Source organism: Mesorhizobium sp. W050 (assembly GCF_054719535.1).
This window is the reverse complement of record NZ_JBTTIH010000001.1, coordinates 2,419,480-2,439,601: the sequence shown is the minus strand read 5'-3', so window position 1 is coordinate 2,439,601 and position 20,122 is coordinate 2,419,480. Positions and strand designations below refer to the sequence as shown.

16 protein-coding genes are annotated in these 20,122 nt (G+C 62.9%); 10 read left to right on the top strand and 6 right to left on the bottom strand.

The features are described 5' to 3' along the window. Positions 1–55 precede the first annotated feature (55 nt). The 6 genes from bamA (at position 56) to lpxB (ending at position 6,933) form a co-directional block, all read left to right on the top strand. On the top strand, positions 56–2,437 hold the full coding sequence (bamA, locus tag ACYG9Y_RS11750) for an outer membrane protein assembly factor BamA (RefSeq protein WP_023738713.1): 2,382 nt from the start codon (positions 56–58) through the stop codon (positions 2,435–2,437). Positions 2,438–2,514: 77 nt separating this feature from the next. Continuing rightward, positions 2,515–3,573 carry a UDP-3-O-(3-hydroxymyristoyl)glucosamine N-acyltransferase gene (gene lpxD / locus ACYG9Y_RS11745; RefSeq protein WP_023684695.1) on the top strand — a complete coding sequence of 353 codons (1,059 nt, stop codon included), beginning with the start codon at positions 2,515–2,517 and terminating at the stop codon, positions 3,571–3,573. Position 3,574: 1 nt separating this feature from the next. After that, entirely contained in the window at positions 3,575–4,027 is a 453-nt protein-coding gene (gene fabZ, locus ACYG9Y_RS11740) for a 3-hydroxyacyl-ACP dehydratase FabZ (protein ID WP_023684696.1), read from the top strand. A gap of 15 nt (positions 4,028–4,042) precedes the next feature. Further along, a complete protein-coding gene (lpxA, locus tag ACYG9Y_RS11735; protein ID WP_023706235.1) occupies positions 4,043–4,876 on the top strand; it encodes an acyl-ACP--UDP-N-acetylglucosamine O-acyltransferase in 834 nt (277 codons plus the stop codon). Further along, positions 4,863–5,765: an LpxI family protein gene (locus tag ACYG9Y_RS11730; protein ID WP_023684698.1), complete on the top strand. Its 903-nt coding sequence runs from the start codon at positions 4,863–4,865 to the stop codon at positions 5,763–5,765. Before lpxA ends, ACYG9Y_RS11730 begins: the two co-directional genes overlap by 14 nt. After that, a complete protein-coding gene (gene lpxB / locus ACYG9Y_RS11725) occupies positions 5,755–6,933 on the top strand; it encodes a lipid-A-disaccharide synthase (protein WP_023684699.1) in 1,179 nt (392 codons plus the stop codon). The genes ACYG9Y_RS11730 and lpxB overlap by 11 nt, the downstream gene beginning before the upstream one ends. Positions 6,934–7,076: 143 nt before the next feature. Here the strand turns inward: lpxB and gltA are convergent, their stop codons facing one another. Both gltA and gltX read right to left on the bottom strand, forming a co-directional pair. Then, complete coding sequence (gene gltA, locus ACYG9Y_RS11720; RefSeq protein WP_023671037.1) at positions 7,077–8,408, bottom strand: citrate synthase; 1,332 nt, start codon at positions 8,406–8,408, stop codon at positions 7,077–7,079. A 181-nt stretch (positions 8,409–8,589) separates the two neighbouring features. Beyond that, positions 8,590–10,014, bottom strand: a complete 1,425-nt coding sequence (gltX, locus tag ACYG9Y_RS11715; RefSeq protein WP_023738714.1) for a glutamate--tRNA ligase — start codon at positions 10,012–10,014, stop codon at positions 8,590–8,592. 461 nt (positions 10,015–10,475) lie between these two features. Between gltX and arr the strand changes: the two genes are divergently transcribed. After that, positions 10,476–10,892 carry an NAD(+)--rifampin ADP-ribosyltransferase gene (arr, locus tag ACYG9Y_RS11710; protein ID WP_023684701.1) on the top strand — a complete coding sequence of 139 codons (417 nt, stop codon included), beginning with the start codon at positions 10,476–10,478 and terminating at the stop codon, positions 10,890–10,892. Positions 10,893–11,003: 111 nt separating this feature from the next. After that, on the top strand, positions 11,004–13,460 hold the full coding sequence (locus tag ACYG9Y_RS11705) for a ComEC/Rec2 family competence protein (protein ID WP_023738715.1): 2,457 nt from the start codon (positions 11,004–11,006) through the stop codon (positions 13,458–13,460). Here ACYG9Y_RS11705 and lexA read toward each other — a convergent pair. Both lexA and ACYG9Y_RS11695 read right to left on the bottom strand, forming a co-directional pair. Further along, positions 13,454–14,236, bottom strand: a complete 783-nt coding sequence (gene lexA / locus ACYG9Y_RS11700) for a transcriptional repressor LexA (RefSeq protein ID WP_023738716.1) — start codon at positions 14,234–14,236, stop codon at positions 13,454–13,456. The two genes, ACYG9Y_RS11705 and lexA, sit on opposite strands and share 7 nt — an antisense overlap. A gap of 205 nt (positions 14,237–14,441) precedes the next feature. Next, positions 14,442–15,206, bottom strand: coding sequence for a GntR family transcriptional regulator (locus ACYG9Y_RS11695; RefSeq protein ID WP_023712349.1), 765 nt, complete (start codon positions 15,204–15,206; stop codon positions 14,442–14,444). A 167-nt stretch (positions 15,207–15,373) separates the two neighbouring features. On the opposite strand from ACYG9Y_RS11695, the gene kynU reads away from it, so the two are divergent. Continuing rightward, positions 15,374–16,621, top strand: coding sequence for a kynureninase (kynU, locus tag ACYG9Y_RS11690; protein WP_023738717.1), 1,248 nt, complete (start codon positions 15,374–15,376; stop codon positions 16,619–16,621). 7 nt (positions 16,622–16,628) lie between these two features. Here kynU and kynA read toward each other — a convergent pair whose 3' ends face one another. Beyond that, the gene (gene kynA / locus ACYG9Y_RS11685; RefSeq protein ID WP_031253399.1) at positions 16,629–17,465 is read right to left on the bottom strand and encodes a tryptophan 2,3-dioxygenase; all 837 of its coding nucleotides are present in this window, start codon (positions 17,463–17,465) and stop codon (positions 16,629–16,631) included. After that, the gene (locus ACYG9Y_RS11680; RefSeq protein WP_023738719.1) at positions 17,462–19,087 is read right to left on the bottom strand and encodes an AMP-binding protein; all 1,626 of its coding nucleotides are present in this window, start codon (positions 19,085–19,087) and stop codon (positions 17,462–17,464) included. The genes kynA and ACYG9Y_RS11680 overlap by 4 nt, the downstream gene beginning before the upstream one ends. Before the next feature lie 166 nt (positions 19,088–19,253). Between ACYG9Y_RS11680 and ACYG9Y_RS11675 the strand changes: the two genes are divergently transcribed. Further along, positions 19,254–20,084 (top strand): alpha/beta hydrolase, encoded by an 831-nt coding sequence (locus ACYG9Y_RS11675; RefSeq protein WP_023738720.1) that lies wholly within the window; start codon positions 19,254–19,256, stop codon positions 20,082–20,084. The last annotated feature ends 38 nt before the right edge of the window (positions 20,085–20,122 follow it).

Here is a 20,122-nt window from a genome sequence, read left to right as displayed (position 1 = left end):
ACCGCACGTCCGGTTTTCTCGCCGTGGGGACTTCGAGAAAAGGTACAAAAGCCCGATGAAGGCAGCATCCAAATTTTTGAGCGCCGCGTCCGCGGTGGCTATGTCCGCCGCTCTGGTTGTACCAGGTGCGCTCGCCGTGCAGTTCGTTGCCACATCTGCGGCGCAGGCAGCCGTTGTCTCGAGAGTCGAGGTCAGCGGCAACCAGCGTGTCGACGCCGACACCATCCGCAACTACATCACCATCAAGCCGGGCAAGGCGTTTTCCAGCGCCGATATCGACGATGCGGTCAAGGCGCTGTTCGGCACCGGGCTGTTCTCGGACGTGCAGATCAATCAGGTCGGTTCGACGCTGGTGGTCAAGGTTGCCGAATATCAGGTCGTCAACCAGGTTCTGTTCCAGGGCAACAAGAAGCTCAAGGACAATGCGCTGGCAGTCGCCGTGCAGTTGAAGCCGCGCGGGACGTTCTCGCAGGCAACGCTGGACTCCGATGTCGAGGCGGTGAAGGCTGCCTACAGGCGGATTGGCCGCGATGACGCCACTGTCACGACGCAGATCATGGATCTCGGCGACAACCGCGTGAACGTGGTCTTCAACATCAACGAAGGCGGCCGCACCAAGATCGCCGCTGTCAATTTCGTCGGCAACAGCGCCTATTCGAGCCGCCGCCTGTCTGACGTCATCGCCACCAAGCGCTCGAGCTTCCTGTCCTTCGTGCTGCGTGACGACGTCTATGACGAGGACAAGCTCCGCGCCGACCAGGAATCGCTGCGCCGCTTCTATTACAATCACGGCTATGCCGACTTCCAGGTGGTCTCAGCTGTCGGCGAGCTCGACGACACGACCAACCAGTACACCGTTACCATCACCGTCCAGGAAGGCGACCGCTATACGTTCGGCGACGTCAGCGTCGAGAGCACCATTCCCGAAGTCGACTCGAAGGCGCTGGAATCGGTGGTTCAGACCCACAAGGGCGACGTCTACAACGCCAAGGATGTCGAGGACACCATCATTGCGCTGACCGAAAAGGTCGCGGGTTCGGGCTATGCCTTCGCCCAGGTGACGCCTCGCGGTGATCGCAACTTCGAGAACCACACCATTTCGGTCGTCTATACGATCGACCAGGGCACCAAGGCCTATATCGAGCGCATCGAAATCCGCGGCAACGACCGCACACGCGACTATGTCATTCGTCGTGAGTTCGATGTCAGCGAAGGCGACGCCTTCAACCAGGTACTCATCCAGCGCGCGAAGAAGCGGCTGGAAAAGCTAGATTACTTTGAGAAAGTCGACGTTTCGACTGTCCCGGGTTCTGAGCCAGACCAGGTCGTGCTCGTGGTCGACGTGGTCGAGAAATCGACCGGCGAGTTCTCGGTTGGCGCAGGTTATTCGACCGGTGGCGACACTGCCGGTCCGTCTGTCGAAGGTTCGGTCGCGGAGCGCAACTTCCTCGGTCGCGGCCAGTACATCAAGGTTTCGGCGGGTGGCGGCAAGAATTCGCGGGACTACAGCCTGTCCTTCACCGAACCCTATTTCCTGGGGCGCCGTATCGCCGCCGGCTTCGATATCTTCCAGCAGACCCGCAACTACGACCACTATGACAGCGAGACGCTGGGTGCGACGGTGCGCTTCGGCCTGCCGATCACCGACAACATCTCGACGCAGTTGGCGTACAATATCGCCCAGGAGAAGTACAAGCTCGACGACGGTTGCGATGATACTCCCCACGATGAGATTCCGGACGCTGACTGCCACATTTCTAAAGCCATCGTCGAGGGCATCAATGATAGCCCGTGGATCAAGTCGTCGGTCAGCCTGGGACTGGTCTACAACACCATCGACGACATGAAGAGTCCGCATGAAGGCATCTACGCCACCACGACCGTGGAAGTGGCCGGCCTTGGTGGCGATGCCAAATTCGTCAAGGTTACCGGTCGTGGCACTGTCTACCAGACGCTGTCCGAACAGCTGGATCTGGTTGGCCTGATCTCAGGCGGCGCTGGCCATATTCAGGGCTTCGGCGGTGACGGCTTGCGTATCTTCGATCAGTTCCAGAGCAGCGACCGCATGATCCGCGGCTTCGAGTATGGCGGCATCGGCCCTGCCGATATTACGCCGGGTTCTGGTGGTGATCACCTCGGCGGCACCACCTATTTCAATGCGTCGGCGGAAGCTCAATTTCCGATACCGGTCATTCCGGAAAGCTTTGGTGTGCGCGGCGCTGTGTTTGCTGATGCCGCCACACTGTACGGCAGCAAGATCGACACCGCCGGCGTCGATCAGGCCTCGGTCGATATGAAGTTGCGCGCCTCGGTTGGTGTCGGCTTGTTGTGGTCATCGCCTTTCGGCCCGATCCGCATTGACTACGCGATGCCCGTCAAGAAGGAAAAGACCGACGACGTGCAGGAATTCAACTTCGGCATGTCGAGCCGCTTCTGATCTTGCGGTAACGATGCTTCCGGGCCGTTGGGGTCCGGAAGAGAATTGATCCGACCTAGCTGGATATTGCTTCTGGAATGACCGATCCGGTGTTCTTCGCGCCATCACGCCGGTATACGGCTGGCGAAGTCGCGAATCTGACCGGCGCATCGCTTGTCGATTCCGATTTTGCCCACATATCGATCGATGCGTTGGCGCCAGCCAATGAAGGCGGCGAGGGTGCGCTCGTCTTCGTCGACGGCAAGCGCAATTTCGCGCTGATGCAGTCGCTGAAGGCGGCGGCCGTGTTTTGTCCCGCCGAGTTCGCGGGCAAGGCGCCGGCAGGCATTGCGGTTCTGGTTCATCCGCGCCCGCAGCAGGCCTTCGCCATGATCGGCCGGCTGCTGTTCCCGACGGCGGCTACGCCGGGACCGATGACCAGCGAAACCGGGGTCTCGCCGCAAGCTCATGTCGATGCCTCGGCGCATATCGAGGCCGGGGCGATCATCGAGGCCGGAGCGGTCATCGGCCCCCGCGCTTCCATCGGCAGCGGAACGGTCATTGCCCCCCACGCCGTTATCGGCCCCTCCTGCCAGATCGGCCGTGACGGCTACATTGGGCCGGGTGTCAGTGTTCAGTATGCGCTGATCGGCAACCGCGTCATCATTCATGGCGGCGCCAGGATAGGCCAGGACGGCTTCGGCTTTGTCGGCGGCGCCAAAGGCCCTGAGCGTGTGCCGCAGGTCGGCCGCGTCATCATCCAGGACGATGTCGAAATCGGCTCGAACACGACCGTCGATCGCGGCGCCATGTCGGATACGGTCATCGGTCAGGGCACCAAGATCGACAATCTGGTGCAGATCGCCCATAACGTTCGCATCGGCCGCAATTGCATTATTGCCGGGCTCTCTGGTATTTCCGGCTCCGTCACCGTCGGTGATGGTGTCACCATGGGCGGCGGCGTTGGCCTTGCCGATCATTTGACCATCGGATCAGGGGCCAAGCTTGCTGCAAGAAGCGGGTTCATGAGCAACGTGCCGGCGGGCGAGATCTGGGGAGGCTATCCGGCGCAGCCGATGGCGGAAGCCATGCGCGAGATCGCCATGCTGAGGAAGCTCGCCAGGACGCGCAAGCAGGGCGAAGGGGGAAGTAGCTGAGATGGTGCCGGCGACGCTCGAAGCGGTCGATATATTGGGGTTGATGAAGCTTTTACCGCATCGCTATCCCTTCCTGATGATCGATCGCATCATCGAAATCGACGGCAATGATTCTGCCATCGGCATCAAGAACGTGACCATCAATGAGCCGCATTTCCAGGGCCATTTCCCGGATCAGCCGGTGATGCCGGGCGTGCTCATCGTCGAGGCCATGGCGCAGACCGCCGGCGCGATCTGCATCCGTAACCTCAACACGGAAAAGCCGTCGCTGGTCTATTTCCTGACCATCGATAATGCGAAATTCCGCAAACCGGTCGTCCCGGGCGACCAGTTGAAAATCCACGTCAAGAAAATCAAGATGCGCGGCAACCTGCTCAAATTCGCCTGCGAGGCCATGGTGGAGGGCACAAAGGCCGCCGAAGCCGAGATCTCGGCAATGATGGTTACCGGCTGACGGTTCGAAATGCTCATGAAAATACAGACTTCAATCCACCCCTCGGCCGTCATCGAGGCCGGCGCGCAGATCGGCGAAGGCGCCGCAATAGGACCTTTCTGCTATGTCGGCGCTGACGCCGTGATCGGTGACCGCGTCGAACTGGTCAGCCATGTCTCGGTGCTGGGCGCGACAACCATTGGCGCCGCGACCAAGGTCTATCCAATGGCGACACTGGGCGGACCGCCGCAGAACACCAAGCACAAGGGCGGCCGCACCACTTTGGTCATCGGCCAGAACTGCACGATCCGCGAAGGCGTGACCATGCATCTCGGCACCGATTCCAGCCGCGGCGAGACGACCGTCGGCGACAACGGCAATTTCCTTGCCTATGCCCACATTGCCCATGATTGCGTCGTCGGTAAAAACGCCACCTTCGCCAATGGCGCGACCCTGGGCGGCCATTGCGAGGTCGGTGACAGCGTCTATATTGGCGGCCTCAGCGCCGTTCATCAGTTCGTGCGTGTTGGTGACAACGCCTTTCTCGGCGGCTGCTCGGCTTTTGTCGGCGATGTCATTCCCTACGCCATTGCGGTGGGCAATCGCGCCAGCCTGCGTGGACTCAACATAATCGGCCTGAAGCGCGCCGGGTTGCCGCGCGCCGAAATCTACCTGCTGCGCAAGGCTTACAAGACCATCTTCGACCGCTCCCGCACTGTCGGCGAGAACATCGAATTCGCCAAGGCCGAGTTTGCGTCGTCGCCGACGGCCATGAAAATCATCGATTTCATCACCAGTCGCGGCAAGCGGCATTTTGCCGTCCCGTCGCTTAAGGGTGGCGACGGCGACGATGCCGATGACGAAGGCTGAGGCCACTTCAACGGGCCTCGATCTTGCGCCGGACGCCAGGGTCGGCATCATTGCCGGCGGCGGTAGCTTGCCGGTCGAAGTTGCCGCCGGCCTGGCGGAGGCCGGACATCCGCCCGTCATCATCCTGGTCGAAGGTCAGGCCGACCGTCAGTCCGACCTCACAATCTATGAGCATGAAAGCCTTGCGCTGGAAGACATCGGCTCGCTGGTTGCGTTGCTGAGGCGCCGGCGAATCACCCATCTTGTGCTTGCCGGCGAGATCAGGCGCAGGCCGCGGTTGGTCGACATGCGTCCGAACCTTGGGCTACTGGCACTTATACCCTCGCTCGCCATGGCGCTTGCCCGCGGCGATGACGGGCTGTTGAAGATATTGACCCGCGGCCTGGAGGCACGGGGCGTCAAGGTTGTCGGTGCGCATGAAGTCGTGCCCCGGCTCGTCGCGGCCGAAGGGCCGCTGACCAAAGCAGCGCCGCGAAAGTCCGACTGGCGCGATATCGAGGCGGCACACGCGGCGGCAAAGGCCATCGGCGCGCTCGACATTGGTCAGGCGGCAATTGCCATCGGTGGCCGCACTGTTGCCCTGGAAGGCGTCGAGGGCACCCACGGACTGCTCGAGCGGACGCAGCAGTTGCGCGGCCATGGCAGGCTGGCCGGCAAGACGCGCGGTGTCCTGGTCAAATGCGCCAAGCCTGGCCAGGAATTGCGTGCCGATCTGCCATCTATTGGCCCCCGGACCGTCGAGGCGGCGCATGCCGCGGGGCTGGCCGGCATTGCCGTCGAAGCCGGCCGTTCGCTCATCCTCGAAGGCCCCGCCGTTGTCGCGCGCGCCAATGCGCTCGGCCTGTTCGTGTTCGGCCTGCCGGCTGCGGAGTCTGTCCATGGCAGCTGAGAAGCCGCTGAAGATTGCCATCGTCGCCGGCGAAGAATCCGGCGACCTGCTGGGCGCCGACATCGTGCAGGCGCTGAAGCGCATGACCGGGCGCGAGGTGCAACTCGTCGGCACTGGCGGGCGGCATCTGCAGGCGCTCGGACTGGCGCCGCTGTTCGACGGCGCCGAGATCGCGCTGATGGGGCTCAGCGCCATCCTCCGTGACTTGCCGCGCCTGATGCGGCGGATCAGCCAGACGGCAAGTGCTGTTGCCGCCGAAAAACCCGACTGTCTGATCACCATCGACAGCCCCGATTTCTCGCTGCGCGTCGCCAAAAAGATCCGCGCCGCCGATCCGTCGATCCCGATCGTCCATTATGTCTGCCCGAGCGTCTGGGCGTGGCGGCCGGGTAGGGCGGCCGCGATGAAGCCGTATGTCGACCACATACTGTGCATCCTGCCTTTCGAGGTAAAGGAGCTCAGCCGTCTCGGCGGCCCGCCCGGCACTTACGTCGGACATCGCCTCACGCATGATCCAGGCGTGCTGGGCGCGGCCAGGGCGCAAGCCCAGCCACGCGATCTCTCGGCCGATCACGTCAAGACGCTGCTCGTCCTGCCAGGGTCGCGGCGTGGCGAGGTGAGCCGGCTTATCGGTCCGTTCGGCGAGACGGTGTCGGCGCTGCGCGCGCGTGGCCACCGGCTGCGGCTGTTGCTGCCGACGGTGCCGCATGTCGCCGAACTGGTCAAAACATCGGTGGCGCGCTGGGATCAGGAGCCGGAAGTCATCCTCGATCCCGAGCGCAAGTGGCAGGCCTTCGGCAAGGCCGATGCGGCGCTGATCGCGTCAGGAACGGTGTCGCTGGAACTGGCGTTGTCGGGTGTACCGATGATCTCTTGCTACAAGTTCGATCCGATCATGCTGATGGCGCAGAGCCTGATCACGGTGTGGAGCGCTGCTTTGCCCAACCTTATTGCCGACCGGCCGGTCGTGCCGGAAAGCTACAACCAGTATGTGCGGCCGCACTATCTGGCGCGGCAGCTCGAGGCACTGTTTTCAGACACCGCCTACCGCGCCTGGCAAAAGGACGGCTTTGGCGAGGTTGCCAGACGCATGGCCACCGACAGGCCCTCCGGCGACATCGCCGCCGATGTCGTTCTTCGCCACATCGGGAGAGCGAATAGGCCGTAGTGAATAGTGAATAGTGAATAGTGAATAGTGAATAGTGAATAGTGAATAGTGAATAGTGAATAGGATTAACGCGCTCTCGCCTATAATCAAGCTGCTACTTACTACCTGCTATTCACTACTTACCATTCACCATTCACTCTCTTTCACCTTTTCGCAATCGGCACGTAGTCGCGTTCCGGCGCGCCGGTGTAGAGCTGGCGCGGACGGCCGATCTTCTGGTGGGGATCCTCGATCATTTCCTTCCACTGCGCGATCCAGCCGACGGTGCGGGCGACCGCGAACAGTACGGTGAACATGGTGGTGGGGAAGCCCAGCGCCTTCAGCGTGATGCCGGAATAGAAATCGACGTTCGGATAGAGCTTCTTCTCGATGAAGTAGGAATCGGTCAGCGCGATCTTTTCCAGCTCCATGGCGATGTCGAGCAGCGGATCGTCCTTGATGCCGAGTTCGCCCAGCACCTCATGCGCCGTCTTCTGCATGATTTTCGCGCGAGGATCGTAGTTCTTATAGACGCGATGGCCGAAGCCCATCAGCCGGAACGGATCGTTCTTGTCCTTGGCGCGGGCGATGAATTCCGGGATGTGGTCGACGTGGCCGATCTCGCCCAGCATGTTGAGCGCCGCTTCGTTGGCGCCGCCATGCGCCGGGCCCCACAGGCAGGCGATGCCGGCGGCGATACAGGCGAACGGATTGGCGCCCGACGAGCCGGCAAGCCGCACCGTCGAGGTCGAGGCGTTCTGTTCGTGGTCGGCATGCAGGATGAAGATGCGCTCCATGGCGCGCGCCAGCACCGGATTGATCTTGTATTCCTCGCACGGCACCGCAAAGCACATGTGCAGGAAGTTGGCGGCGAAGTTCAGCTCGTTCTTCGGGTAAATGAAGGGCTGGCCGATATGGTATTTGTAGGCCATGGCCGCAATCGTCGGCATCTTGGCGATCAGCCGCATCGAGGCGACCATGCGCTGGTATGGGTCCGAAATGTCGGTGGAGTCGTGATAGAAGGCCGACAGCGCGCCGACCACACCGCACATCACAGCCATCGGATGCGCGTCGCGGCGAAAGCCGGTGAAGAAGCGCGACATCTGCTCGTGCACCATGGTGTGGCGCGTTACCCGGTAGTCGAAATCGTCCTTCTGCGCCTTGGTCGGCAGTTCGCCGTAGAGCAGGAGGTAGCAGACTTCGAGGAAGTCGCCATGCTCGGCCAGCTGGTCGATGGGGTAGCCGCGGTGAAGCAGGATGCCGGCATCGCCGTCGATGAAGGTTATCGCCGACTCGCAGCTCGCCGTCGAGGTGAAGCCGGGATCGTAGGTGAAGGCGCCGGTGGTGTTGTAGAGCGCACCGATGTCGATGACGTCGGGCCCGACCGAGCCGCTTCGCACCTTGAATTCATGCGTCTTGCCGGCCAGTTCGAGCGTGGCAGTCGACGGGTGCGTCGTCTTGCTGCCGGTTTCCAGTCTTGTCGCAGCTTCGCTCATTCTCAAACTCCTTCATGTTCCTCATGCCGGCAAGGCAATTCCTGCAAACGACACGTCGAAATCACCGGAATGCGCGAACTCGCCACCGCATTTTGGGAGGTGCGTGCCAGATTGGGCCAAGGCCTAATGTTGCACTGCGAAACCCGCCTTTCAATGCCAATCTTCTTGGGCCAGTTCGCTCCTAATCGATTTGATCCGCAATCCGCGCCAGGCTTTCCTCGCGGCCAAGCACGGCGAGCACGTCGAACACGCCGGGCGAGGTGCTGCGGCCGGTAAGGGCCGCCCGGAGCGGTTGGGCCACGGCGCCGAGCTTGTGGCCGCCTGCCGTCGCGAACTCGCGCACCGCGGCTTCAGCCGCGGCAGCCGACCAATCGCCCGAAACAGTCTGCAAAGCGGCATGTGCGCCGCGCAGGATCGCGCGCGCGTCGGCATTGAGCAGTGCTGCCGCCTTCTCGTCGATCGGCAGCGGCCGCTCGACGAACAGGAAGGCCGCGCCATCGGCCAGTTCCACCAGCGTCTTGGCGCGCTCTTTCAGGCCCGGCAAGGCGGCCAGCAGCTGCGCCTTCCTGGCATCGTCGAGACGGGCGGCGATAGCCGGTCCGCCTTCGAGGTATGGCAGAGTGGCGACGAAAATGTCGAACAGCTCGGCATCGGCCATCTTGCGCATATGCGCGCCGTTGATCGACTCGAGCTTGGCGAAGTCGAAGCGCGCCGCACCCTTGTTGACATCGCCGATGTCGAACCACGAAATCATGTCCTTGATCGACATGATCTCGTCGTCGCCATGGCTCCAGCCGAGCCGTGCCAGATAATTGAGCAGCGCCTCGGGCAGATAGCCCATGGCGCGATAAGCCTCGACGCCGAGTGCGCCGTGCCGCTTCGACAGCTTGGCGCCGTCGGCGCCGTGGATCAGCGGGATATGCGACATCGACGGGACGTCCCAGCCCATCGCGTTGTAGATCACCGTCTGGCGCGCGGCGTTGGTCAGATGGTCGTCGCCACGGATGATGTGGGTGACGCCCATGTCATGGTCGTCGACGACGACGGCATGCATGTAGGTCGGATTGCCGTCCGAGCGCAGTATGATGAAATCGTCGAGGTCCTTGTTGGGGAAGCGCACCTCGCCCTGCACACGGTCGTGCACCACGGTTTCGCCCTCGGTCGGCGCCTTGATGCGGATGGCGCCCTTGACGCCGGGAGGCGCCTCCGAGGGGGCACGATCGCGCCACTGGCCGTTGTAGCGAGGCGGCAGGCCCTTGGCGCGTGCGGCCTCGCGCATCGCCTCGAGCTCGGCAGGCGTCTCGTAGCTGTAATAGGCCTTGCCCAGGCGCACCAGCTCCTCGGCCACCTCACGGTGGCGCGGCGCGCGCTCGAACTGCGATATGGCCTCACCGTCCCAGGAAAGGCCGAGCCAGGTCAGCCCATCCAGAATGGCCTGTGTCGCCGCCTCGTTGAAGCGTTCGCGGTCGGTGTCCTCGATGCGCAGCACCATCGTGCCGCCGGTGTGCTTGGCGTACAGCCAGTTGAACAGCGCCGTGCGCGCGCCGCCGATATGCAGATAGCCGGTGGGCGAGGGGGCAAAACGGGTGACGACCGTGTCGGACATGGAACTCTCGGGAAGCTTGGAAAGCGGGGCGTGATCGCGCGGACTTTCGCGCTTGCGCGTTCATGTAGCATAGGAGGTCTGGGGCGCAAGGGGCAGACCCGATGGCTGGACGAGGCCGGGGCACGTCGGCAATTATCGGTTGCGTCAACAGGCGCCGGAGCCTTGTAGCACAAAATCTGTTCGCACCTCCGCGCAACCTCATTTGGCAGCAGCGTCAATGTCTGGGTTTCATTCGGCTGCAGCGTCCGTCACAGTGCCTGGAACATCGCTGCGACGGTGGTAGCCCCCTCTGACGAGCGGACATTTCTTCACGGATGCGGCACTGCCCGACTACAACGCCGCCGTGACAGCGTTGGCTTGGTCACGCATATTGACCTTTCTGCAATCATTATCGTGAACACCGCAACTGTGTGCAGGCCGGTCTCGCCACGAAGGAGGCATGATTGAAAGAAGGACTACCGATGACCGAAAACGCCGACCATACGGAGGGTGATCCGTTCTACCATGGTACCCGGGCGGATTTGAAACCCGGGGATCTGCTGAGCGTCGGCCACCCTTCCAATTTCAGAGGTAAACCACTGTCATGGATCTATTTCACCCAGACACTGGAAGCCGCCATCTGGGGAGCAGAGCTTGCAACGGGTGACGGTCGTCAAAGGATTTACATCGTAAAGCCGACGGAGTTTTTTATGGATGACCCTAACCTGACCGACAAAAAATTTCCCGGTAATCCGACGAAATCCTACCGCTCCCGTGATCCGTTGCTCATCCTGGGTGAACTCGGTGAATGGCAGGGTCATACACCGGAACAATTGAAGGCAATGCACGATGGGCTTGCTCGCCTGAGAGCGGAGGGCCAGGATATGATTGAGGATTGAGCGTCCTTGCCAGGTGATGGTCGATTCCGGCGCGGTGGACGTGATCACGCGGACTTTCGCGCTTTGCGCGTTCATGTAGCATAGGGGTCTGGGGCGCAAGGGGCAGACCCGATGGCTGGACGTGGCCGGGGCACGAAGGAAGGCGAAGGCGCCGAGGCAAGCGTCAGCGAACGCTCGCTGTTTGCCGATAGTCCCTATGCCGAGCCGCTGCCCCTCGCGCTGCCTGAGCCGCATCCCGGCGTCGCGCCTGCGCTGCCCGGTCACGCGTTGCCGGCGCAAGTCACAGCGCCCGGATCTATCGCCCGTCTGCGCAGACGGCTTCGCCGTCCGTCATGGCCCGCGCTCCGCCGCAGCCTTGCCGTGGCCGCCAACACGGAGCTCGACCGGGGCGTCGCCTTCCTGCTGGTGCCGGTTTTCCTGGCGGCCGGCGTCATCATTTATTTCTCGCTGGCCGGCGAGTCGGGCTTTGCGCAGCCAATCGCCATTGTGGTGCTGGCGACATGTTGCGCTGTCGCCACGCGATCGCGGCCGAGGACGCATCTGTTCTGCATGGCCGCGATGCTGTGCGCGCTCGGCGTCGTCGCCGCCAAGGTCGAGACCTGGCGCGCCGGAACGCAGATGCTCGGCTCCGAGATCCAGACACGGCTGACCGGCCGCGTCGTCAGTCTCGAACAGATGGAAAGCGGCCGCATCAGGCTGACGCTCGATGTGGTTTCGACCGCTTACCCCGAGCTGCGCTACGCCCCGGAGCGGGTCAGGCTCTCGGCGCGGACCGTTCCCGCCGATATGACCGCCGGCTCCCTGATCACCGGCTATGCCAGGCTGTTGCCGCCGACCGGTCCGGTGCGGCCGGAGAGCTACGATTTCTCCTTCGACAGCTATTTCACCGGTATCGGCGGCAGCGGCTTCTTTCTCGGCAATCCGAAAACCATTGCTACGCAGGGACCGCCGCCGCTGACCGCGCGGCTCTCCTCGGCAATCGAGAACGCGCGCGAAAACATTGCCGACCATATCAGGGGCAAAATCGGCGGCGCCGAAGGCGAGATTGCCGCGGCGTTGATTGTCGGGGTGCGCGCCGGCATCCCGGACGAGGTCAACGAAGCGATGCGGCGCACCGGCATCTACCACATCATCTCCATCTCCGGCCTGCACATGGCGCTGGTTGCCGGCACCATCATGGCGTTGCTGCGTGGCGCCTTTGCGCTGTTTCCCGATTTCTCTTCGCGCCGCCCAGTCAAGAAATATGCAGCAGTGGCAGCACTCGTCTCCATCGCCGCCTATCTCGTCATTTCAGGCGTCGTGGTTGCCGCCGAGCGCAGCTTCATCATGCTGGCGGTCATGCTTGTCGCCGTGCTGTTTGATCGCGCCGCACTCACCATGCGCAATCTGGCGATCTCCGCCATCGCCGTCATCCTGGTGTCGCCGCACGAGGTGGTCGGTCCCAGCTTCCAGATGTCGTTTGCCGCCACCGCCGCCCTTGTCGGCGCCTATGCCGGCTGGGCCGATTACCGCGCCGACAAGGTGAGAACGCCGCCGGCAAAGCGCTCCTTCGTCGGCTTCCTGTCGCGAAAATTCGCGCTGGCCATGGGCGGCCTCGCCATGACCTCGATCATCGCCGGCAGTGCAACCTTGCTGTTCGCCATCTGGCATTTTCAGCGTGTGTCGCCGCTCAGCCTGATCGCCAATCTGGCCGTGATGCCGATTGTTTCGTTGATCGTCATGCCTTTTGCCGTGCTCAGCGCACTGGCGATGCCGTTCGGCGCCGACGGGCCGTTCCTCTATGTGATGGGCAAGGGTCTGATGGCGATGATCGCTATATCGGCCTGGATTTCCGAGCGCTCGCCGGTCGACGCCGTCGGGCTGATCTCCATCCGCTCGGTGCTGTTGGTGGCGGTCGCCCTCGTCATCGCCACCATGGCCACCACCTGGCTCAGGCTGGCGGCCGTGCCTTTCGCGCTGGCCGGCCTGTTGACGGTGCCGCAGGTGCTTACGCCCGACGTGCTCATATCCGAGGATGCGCATCTGGTGGCCATGCCGATCGGTGGCGGCGAACTCGCCCTCAACCGCGAACGCTCCAACGAATTCACCACGGACAATTGGAAACGGGCGCTGCGGGCCGAAACCATTATCCCACCTGAGATTTTCGAGTCAACAGATACGCGGTTCGATCTCGATCCGCTCGATCTGCCGCCCGGCTCGCCCTTCTATTGCACCGGCGATCTCTGTATCGCCCGGCACCCTTCCGGAGCCATTGTAGCGCTTGCGAAAGACCGCAAGACGGCGCGGCCGGCCTGTGCCTTCGCGAGCCTGATCGTCATCGATGACGCCACCGCCTACAATCCGTGCCGCGACCCGCTGGTGCTGGTCGTGACGAAGAAACAGCTGGCCCGCGACGGCAGCGCCGCCGTCTTCTTCGATCCGCAATCGGCAGCTGCAGCGCCAACCATCCGCTTCGCCGTCGACAAGCCGTATCGCCCCTGGCACGAGCAGCGCCGCTTCTCACGCGAAGCCCGAGGCCTGCCGCCCTACAAGCAGCGTGAAAAGTACAAACCTAAGCCGGCTCAGTAACGCCTGATCAGCCCGACCAGCTTGCCCTGCACCTTGACCCTGTCGGGGCCGAAGATGCGGGTTTCGTAGGCCGGGTTTGCGGCTTCCAGCGCGATCGAGGCGCCCTTGCGGCGGAAGCGTTTCAGGGTCGCTTCCTCGTCGTCGACCAACGCCACCACGATCTCGCCGGGGCTGGCAGTGTCGGCATTGCGGATGATGACCGTATCGCCGTCGAAAATGCCGGCTTCGATCATCGAATCGCCCTTGACCTCGAGCGCGTAGTGTTCGCCGCCCATGATCATGTCGGGCGGCACCGAGATCGAATGGGTCTGATGCTGGATGGCGTCGATCGGCACGCCGGCGGCGATGCGTCCCATCACCGGGATTGAAATCGAGGAAACGGCATCGTCATTGCCGGCAGACATCGAACGCGACGGCGAGACCGGCTTGATCTGGCGGCCGAGACCGCCTTGGCCCATCCCGCCTTGTCCCTGGCCGCCTTGCCCTTGCCCGGCTTGACCAAGACTGCCCTGAATGACGCTCGGCGAAAACTTCCTCGCCGCGTTGAGGCCTGGTGCGATCGAGTCGGGTAGCCGCAGCACTTCCAGCGCGCGCGCCCGGTTCGGCAGCCGGCGAATGAAACCGCGCTCCTCAAGCGCCGTGATCAGTCGGTGGATGCCGGACTTGGAGGCGAGGTCGAGCGCTTCCTTCATCTCGTCGAAGGACGGCGGGATTCCGCTCTCCTTCAGGCGTTCATGGATGAACATCAGAAGCTCATGTTGTTTGCGCGTCAGCATCGCGGCCCCCAAGGGTTCTGAAACCAGAATCAGAAAAAACAAACCCAGAACAAACACTATCTGTTCCAGTTGTGTTCCGCAACCTTTTAAAGTTTAATGAATGTGTTGACGTTTTGTTCAGCGTAACGTTCGGCACCGCGAGCGGCGCTCGTAGTCGTTGGCCGGCAACGGGGTGAAACGAAGACAAAGTGCCCTGCGTCGTCGGCTATGATCGCCGCTTCCTTTTCGGACGGGGCTGCGCAGCATCCGCGCCGGGTTCGCTCTGGGCATAGACCTGCAGCGTGTAGCCGATGTGAGCGGTCATCAGAGTTTTCGCACGTTCGACGTCGCGATCGAGGGCCGCTTCCATCAGGGCGGTATGGTGTTCGATCGCCACGGCGTCGCGCAGGGCCGCCACGGCCTTCCGGTGTCCATCCGTGCGGCCGGCGGCGGCGCGCAGCGTCGGGGCCAGACCCAGAAAGCGGTGATGGCGATGCAATTGGTCGGAAATCGTTGCATTGAAGCGCAGCAGCCAGCTGGATGTCGCGGCACTGAGCAGCGCCGCATGGAAGGCATCGTGTTTTTCGTACCACGCGTCGACCGCATCATCCGATGGATCGTCGAGAACAGACCCGCACCGTGAGAGACGATAGTGGGCGGCAACGACCGCGTCTTCCCACTCACGGTCGCCCTTCTCGATCGATTCCACCAGCAGGGGCAGTTCGACCACCAGCCGCGCACGCGCCAAATCCTCGAGCTCCGCCCGAGAGACGGGAGCGACCGCAAACCCGCGGTTGCTGATGGCGGTCACAAGCCGTTCCGCCTCCAGCCGCGACAGCGCCTCGCGCAACGGCGTCCAGCCGATGCCGTAGGTGTTGCGCAGCGTGCTCAGCTTCAACGGCGCGGCAGGCGCCAGCCGGGTCGCAAGAATATCGCGCCTGAGCAGGCGATAGGCTGCTTCCGTCTTCGAGGTCTGCTCGTCATCCAGCATCGTGATCCATCAGACATAAACGCTCGGCGGATCATTATATATCAAAGCCTTTCAACGGGTGAATTATATATAATATTTGACAGTTCAAGGGCGACCACTCAAGATCGCCGGCATGTTTGGGCGGCAGGCTCCGCCGCGCGCGTTTGTCCATGGAAGGGCGCCGGATCATGAGCACGACACCCGATCTCGCTACAATCGAAGCAATGGATGCCGCCGATCCGCTGCGCTCCATGCGTGAACGCTTTGTCTTGCCGCAAGGCGTGATTTATCTCGACGGCAATTCGCTGGGTGCCGCGTCAGCGGTCGTCTTCAGCGAACTGCAGCAGGCCGCCACGCAGGAATGGGCGCAGGACCTCATTCGCGCCTGGAACACGGCTGGCTGGTTCAACATGCCGGTGGAACTGGGAGATCAGCTCGGACGACTGATCGGCGCGGCTGACGGGCAGACGGTGGTCTGCGACACAACCTCGATCAACATCTACAAGCTGCTGCACGCCGCGCTCGGCATGCGGCCGGCTCGGTCGGCCATCGTTGCCGAGGGCGACAGTTTCCCGACCGACCTCTACATGGCCGAAGGCGTCGCCTCGACCCGGCCGGGAACGCGGCTGCGGCTGGAGGGCGTCGACGCGGCCGCAATCGAGGAGCTGATCGACGACAGCGTTGCCGTCATCCTGGTCAACCACGTAAACTACAAATCCGGCCAGTTGCGCGACATGGCGGCGCTGACGCGCAAGGCACATGACGCTGGCGCGCTGATCATCTGGGACCTCTGCCACACCGCCGGCGCCTTGCCGGTCGAACTCGACCGTGCCAATGCCGATTTCGCTGTCGGCTGCACCTACAAATACCTCAATGGCGGCCCGGGCTCGCCGGCCTTCATCTACGCGGCCGAGCGCCACCATGGTGATATCAGGCAGCCGCTCAGCGGCTGGTGGGGCCATGCGCGGCCCTTTGCCTTCGAGCAGGGCTTTGCCGTCGGCAGCGGGATCCGCCGCTTCCTGTGCGGAACGCAGCCGGTGCTGTCGATGCGGGCGCTCAAGGGCGCGCTCGATATCTGGAACGACGTCGACATGGCGGCGGTGCGCAGAAAAAGCATCGCACTGACCGACCTGTTTATCCAGCTCGTCGAAGCCAGATGCGGCGCCTACGGCCTTGAACTCGAAAGCCCGCGCGACGGCAGCCAGCGCGGCAGCCAGGTGTCGTTCCTCCATCCGCATGGCTATCAGGTGATGCGGGCGCTGATCGAGCGCGGCGTGATCGGCGATTTCCGGGCGCCGTCGACCATCCGTTTCGGCTTCACGCCGCTCTATGTCGGTTATGGCGATGTCTGGCAGGCGGTCGAAGCGCTGGAGGATATTCTGCGCACCGGCGCCTGGCAGGACGCCCGCTTCGCGGTGAAGACCGCGGTCACCTGAGGAACTACTAGAGCCGGGTGCGGACCGTCCAGAGCTCCGGAAACAGCACGACCTCCAGCATCTTCTTCAGATAGGAGGCGCCTGAGGTGCCGCCCGTGCCGCGCTTCAAGCCGATGATGCGCTCGACCGTGGTGACGTGGTTGAAGCGCCAGCGGCGGAAATAATCCTCGAAGTCGACCAGCTTCTCGGCCAGTTCGTAGAGCATCCAGTAGCGCTGCGGGTCGCGGTAGACGGTTTGCCAGGCAGCCAGCACTTCTTCGTTCTCGACGCGCGTCTCGCGCCAGTCCGTGCGACTGGCGTCGGCGCCGATGTCGAAGCCATTGCGCGCCAAAAGCAGAAGCGCCTCGTCATAGAGCGACGGCGTGGCCAGGATGGCTTCCAGCCTGTCCGCAAGGTCGGGCCGGTGCTTGTGCGGCCCGAGCATGGCAAGGTTGCGGTTGCCGGCCATGAACTCGATAGCGCGGTACTGCCACGACTGGAAGCCCGAGGATTGGCCGAGCGCGTCGCGAAACTCGGTGTATTCGCTTGGCGTCATCGTGCGCAGCACGTCCCAGGCATTGTTGAGCTGCTCGAAGATGCGCGCGACGCGAGACAGCATCTTGAAGCTCGGTTCGAGGCGGTCGGCGCGGATTGAGCGGATCGCGGCGCCGATCTCGTGCAAAGCGAGCTTCATCCACAATTCCGATGTCTGATGCTGGATGATGAACAGCATCTCGTCATGGGCCGAAGACAGCGGCGCCTGCGCATCGAGCACCTTGTCCAGCTGCAGATAGTCGCTGTAGGACATCCGCTCCTTGAACGACATCTGCGCGCCATCGGACGCCGGATCGTGCGGCTTAATCAATTGCTCTTCTCCGCGCGCAACCGGAATCGCTGGATCTTGCCGGTCTGGGTTTTGGGCAAGGCGTCGATGAACTTCACCGAACGCGGATATTTGTAGGGCGCGATCGTTGCCTTGACGTGGTCCTGCAGGCGTTTGACGGTCAATGCGTCCGGCGAAACACCTTGCACAAGCACGATATGCGCCTCGACGATCTGGCCGCGTTCACCGTCCTCGGCGCCGGTCACCGCGCATTCGGCGACGTCGGGATGCGAGAGCAGCGCCGCTTCGACCTCGGGGCCGGCGATGTTGTAGCCGGCGCTGACGATCATGTCGTCGGAACGCGCGGCGAAGTGGAAGAAGCCATCCTCGTCCTGCGTGAACGTATCGCCGGTGAGATTCCAGCCATCGCGGACATAGTCCTTTTGCCTGGCATCGGCCATGTAGCGGCAGCCGGTCGGGCCGCGCACCGCCAGCCGGCCAGTAGAGCCGCGCGGCAGCTCCCGCATCTCGTCATCGACGATGCGTGCCTGATAGCCGCCGACGGGTTTGCCGGTGGAGGCCGGCTTCATGTCGTCGAAGCGGTTGGAGATGAAGATATGCAGCATCTCGGTGGCGCCGATCCCATCGAGGATCGGCTTGCCGGTCTTCTCAGTCCATTCCTCGAAGACAGGCGCCGGCAGCGTCTCGCCCGCCGAAACCGCGACGCGCAGCGAGGACAGGTCAGCGCCTTGATCCATGGCCTTGAGCATGGCCCGATAGGCGGTTGGAGCGGTGAAGGAAATGGTCGCTTTGTAGGTCTCGATGATGTGGATCATGTTGGGTGGCGTCGCCTGTTCCAGCAGCGTCGCCGCGGCGCCGAAACGCAGGGGGAAGATGGCGAGCCCGCCAAGACCGAAGGTAAAGGCAAGGGGCGGGGAGCCGACGAAGATGTCGTCGGGCGTCACCTCCAGGATTTCGCGGGCATAGGCGTCGGCGACGATCAGCAGGTCGCGGTGGAAATGCATCGTCGCCTTCGGCACGCCGGTGGTGCCGGAGGTGAAGCCGAGCAGCGCGACATCGTCGCGGCCGGTGTTAACGGCAGTGAAGGTGACCGGCTTGTCGAGGGCGGCTCGGTCGAGTTCCGCGTCATGGTTGGCCGTGCCGTCGAAGCCAATGACCTGCTTGAGATACGCACTGCCCTTGGCGCAGGCGGTCATCTCGTCCATCAGCCTCGTATCGCAAAGTGCGACCGTGATTTCCGCCTTGTCGACGATCTTGGCGAGTTCGCCGGCACGCAACATCGGCATGGTGTTGACGACCACCGCGCCCACCTTGGTGGCGGCCAGCCAGCAGGCGACCATGGCCGGATTGTTGGCCGAGCGGATCAGCACCCGGTTGCCCGGCTTGACACCGTAATTCTCGGCCAACGCATGGGCGAGCCTGTTAGTCCAGTCGGACAGTTCCTTGTAGGTGCGGCGGCGGCCATTGCCGATCAGCGCGGTGTGGTCGCCGAAGCCTTTTTCGACCAGCCTGTCGGTCAATTCGACGCCGGCATTTATGTGGTCGGGATAGTCGAAGCCGTCGAGCAAAAACTCCGGCCATTGCTCCGGCGGCGGCAGGTTGTCGCGCGTGAATGTGTCGATATGCGCTGATGGCCCAAGCATTTTCGGCTGCCCCTGTCTGCCTCGCGCCCATGGCTGAACAAGGCGCAGGATCGCACCAGTCGAAATTTGTTTCAAGCCTAAAATGTTTTTAGGTCGCAGGATTGACGCCGCCCTGTTCGGCGGCCATTCCTGTCGACTGAACTGAAGCCATCCGGGAGGGATGCAGATGCTCCAACATCGTGTTGCCGATTGGGACAATGCCTACGCCAACGGCGACAACATTGCCGGCAGCAATCGCTGGCCGGCCGCGTGGGACACAGCGGCACAGGCTTTTCGCGACACAATGTCGGCGTCCGGTCGGGCCAAGCTCGACATCGCCTATGGCGACAGCCCGCGCAACAGGCTCGATCTGTTCCTTCCCGATGTCATGCCCAAAGGGCTCGTCGTCTTCATCCATGGCGGTTACTGGAAGGCGTTCGACAACAAGCCATGGTCGCATCTGGCCAACGGCGCGGTTGCCAATGGCTTTGCCGTGGCAATGCCGACTTACACGCTTTGTCCCGACATACGCATTTCCGGCATCGTCAGGGAAATCGCGGCGGCGATCGGCAAGGCGGCGACGATGGTCGGCGGGCCGGTGATCCTGACCGGGCATTCCGCCGGCGGCCATCTCGCCTCCAGGATGGTGACGACAACGACGCCTCTGGCCGCCGATGTGGCCGGCCGCATACGCAATGTCGTCTCGATCTCCGGGGTTCATGATCTGCGGCCGATCATGCGGACGGGGATGAACGCGACACTGGCCATCGATGAAGCGGAAGCACTGGCCGAAAGCCCGGTTCTGCTGCGCCCCATGCAGGGCGCGCGCATCACCTGCTGGGCCGGCGGCGGCGAGCGGGCGGAGTTCCTGCGCCAGAATGCGCTGCTTGCCAACATCTGGATCGGCCTCGGCGCCACGACCAGCACAGTGGTCGAGCCGGACCGGCATCATTTCAGCATCGTCGACGGGCTTGCCGATCCGACACATCCGCTGACGCGGACATTGCTGGCGGAGTAACAACCAGTCTTATCTCCTGGAATCAACGGCTTGGATCC

What these genes read in the sequence shown, in the direction of transcription:
- ACYG9Y_RS11730 (WP_023684698.1), top strand. Translation starts at nt 4,863, where the DNA reads ATGACGAAGGCTGAGGCCACTTCAACGGGCCTCGATCTTGCGCCGGAC.
- lpxD (WP_023684695.1), top strand. Translation starts at nt 2,515, where the DNA reads ATGACCGATCCGGTGTTCTTCGCGCCATCACGCCGGTATACGGCTGGC.
- gltX (WP_023738714.1), bottom strand. Translation starts at nt 10,014, where the DNA reads ATGTCCGACACGGTCGTCACCCGTTTTGCCCCCTCGCCCACCGGCTAT.
- lpxA (WP_023706235.1), top strand. Translation starts at nt 4,043, where the DNA reads ATGAAAATACAGACTTCAATCCACCCCTCGGCCGTCATCGAGGCCGGC.
- ACYG9Y_RS11695 (WP_023712349.1), bottom strand. Translation starts at nt 15,206, where the DNA reads ATGCTGGATGACGAGCAGACCTCGAAGACGGAAGCAGCCTATCGCCTG.
- gltA (WP_023671037.1), bottom strand. Translation starts at nt 8,408, where the DNA reads ATGAGCGAAGCTGCGACAAGACTGGAAACCGGCAGCAAGACGACGCAC.
- ACYG9Y_RS11680 (WP_023738719.1), bottom strand. Translation starts at nt 19,087, where the DNA reads ATGCTTGGGCCATCAGCGCATATCGACACATTCACGCGCGACAACCTG.
- ACYG9Y_RS11705 (WP_023738715.1), top strand. Translation starts at nt 11,004, where the DNA reads ATGGCTGGACGTGGCCGGGGCACGAAGGAAGGCGAAGGCGCCGAGGCA.
- bamA (WP_023738713.1), top strand. Translation starts at nt 56, where the DNA reads ATGAAGGCAGCATCCAAATTTTTGAGCGCCGCGTCCGCGGTGGCTATG.
- fabZ (WP_023684696.1), top strand. Translation starts at nt 3,575, where the DNA reads ATGGTGCCGGCGACGCTCGAAGCGGTCGATATATTGGGGTTGATGAAG.
- lpxB (WP_023684699.1), top strand. Translation starts at nt 5,755, where the DNA reads ATGGCAGCTGAGAAGCCGCTGAAGATTGCCATCGTCGCCGGCGAAGAA.
- arr (WP_023684701.1), top strand. Translation starts at nt 10,476, where the DNA reads ATGACCGAAAACGCCGACCATACGGAGGGTGATCCGTTCTACCATGGT.
- kynU (WP_023738717.1), top strand. Translation starts at nt 15,374, where the DNA reads ATGAGCACGACACCCGATCTCGCTACAATCGAAGCAATGGATGCCGCC.
- ACYG9Y_RS11675 (WP_023738720.1), top strand. Translation starts at nt 19,254, where the DNA reads ATGCTCCAACATCGTGTTGCCGATTGGGACAATGCCTACGCCAACGGC.
- lexA (WP_023738716.1), bottom strand. Translation starts at nt 14,236, where the DNA reads ATGCTGACGCGCAAACAACATGAGCTTCTGATGTTCATCCATGAACGC.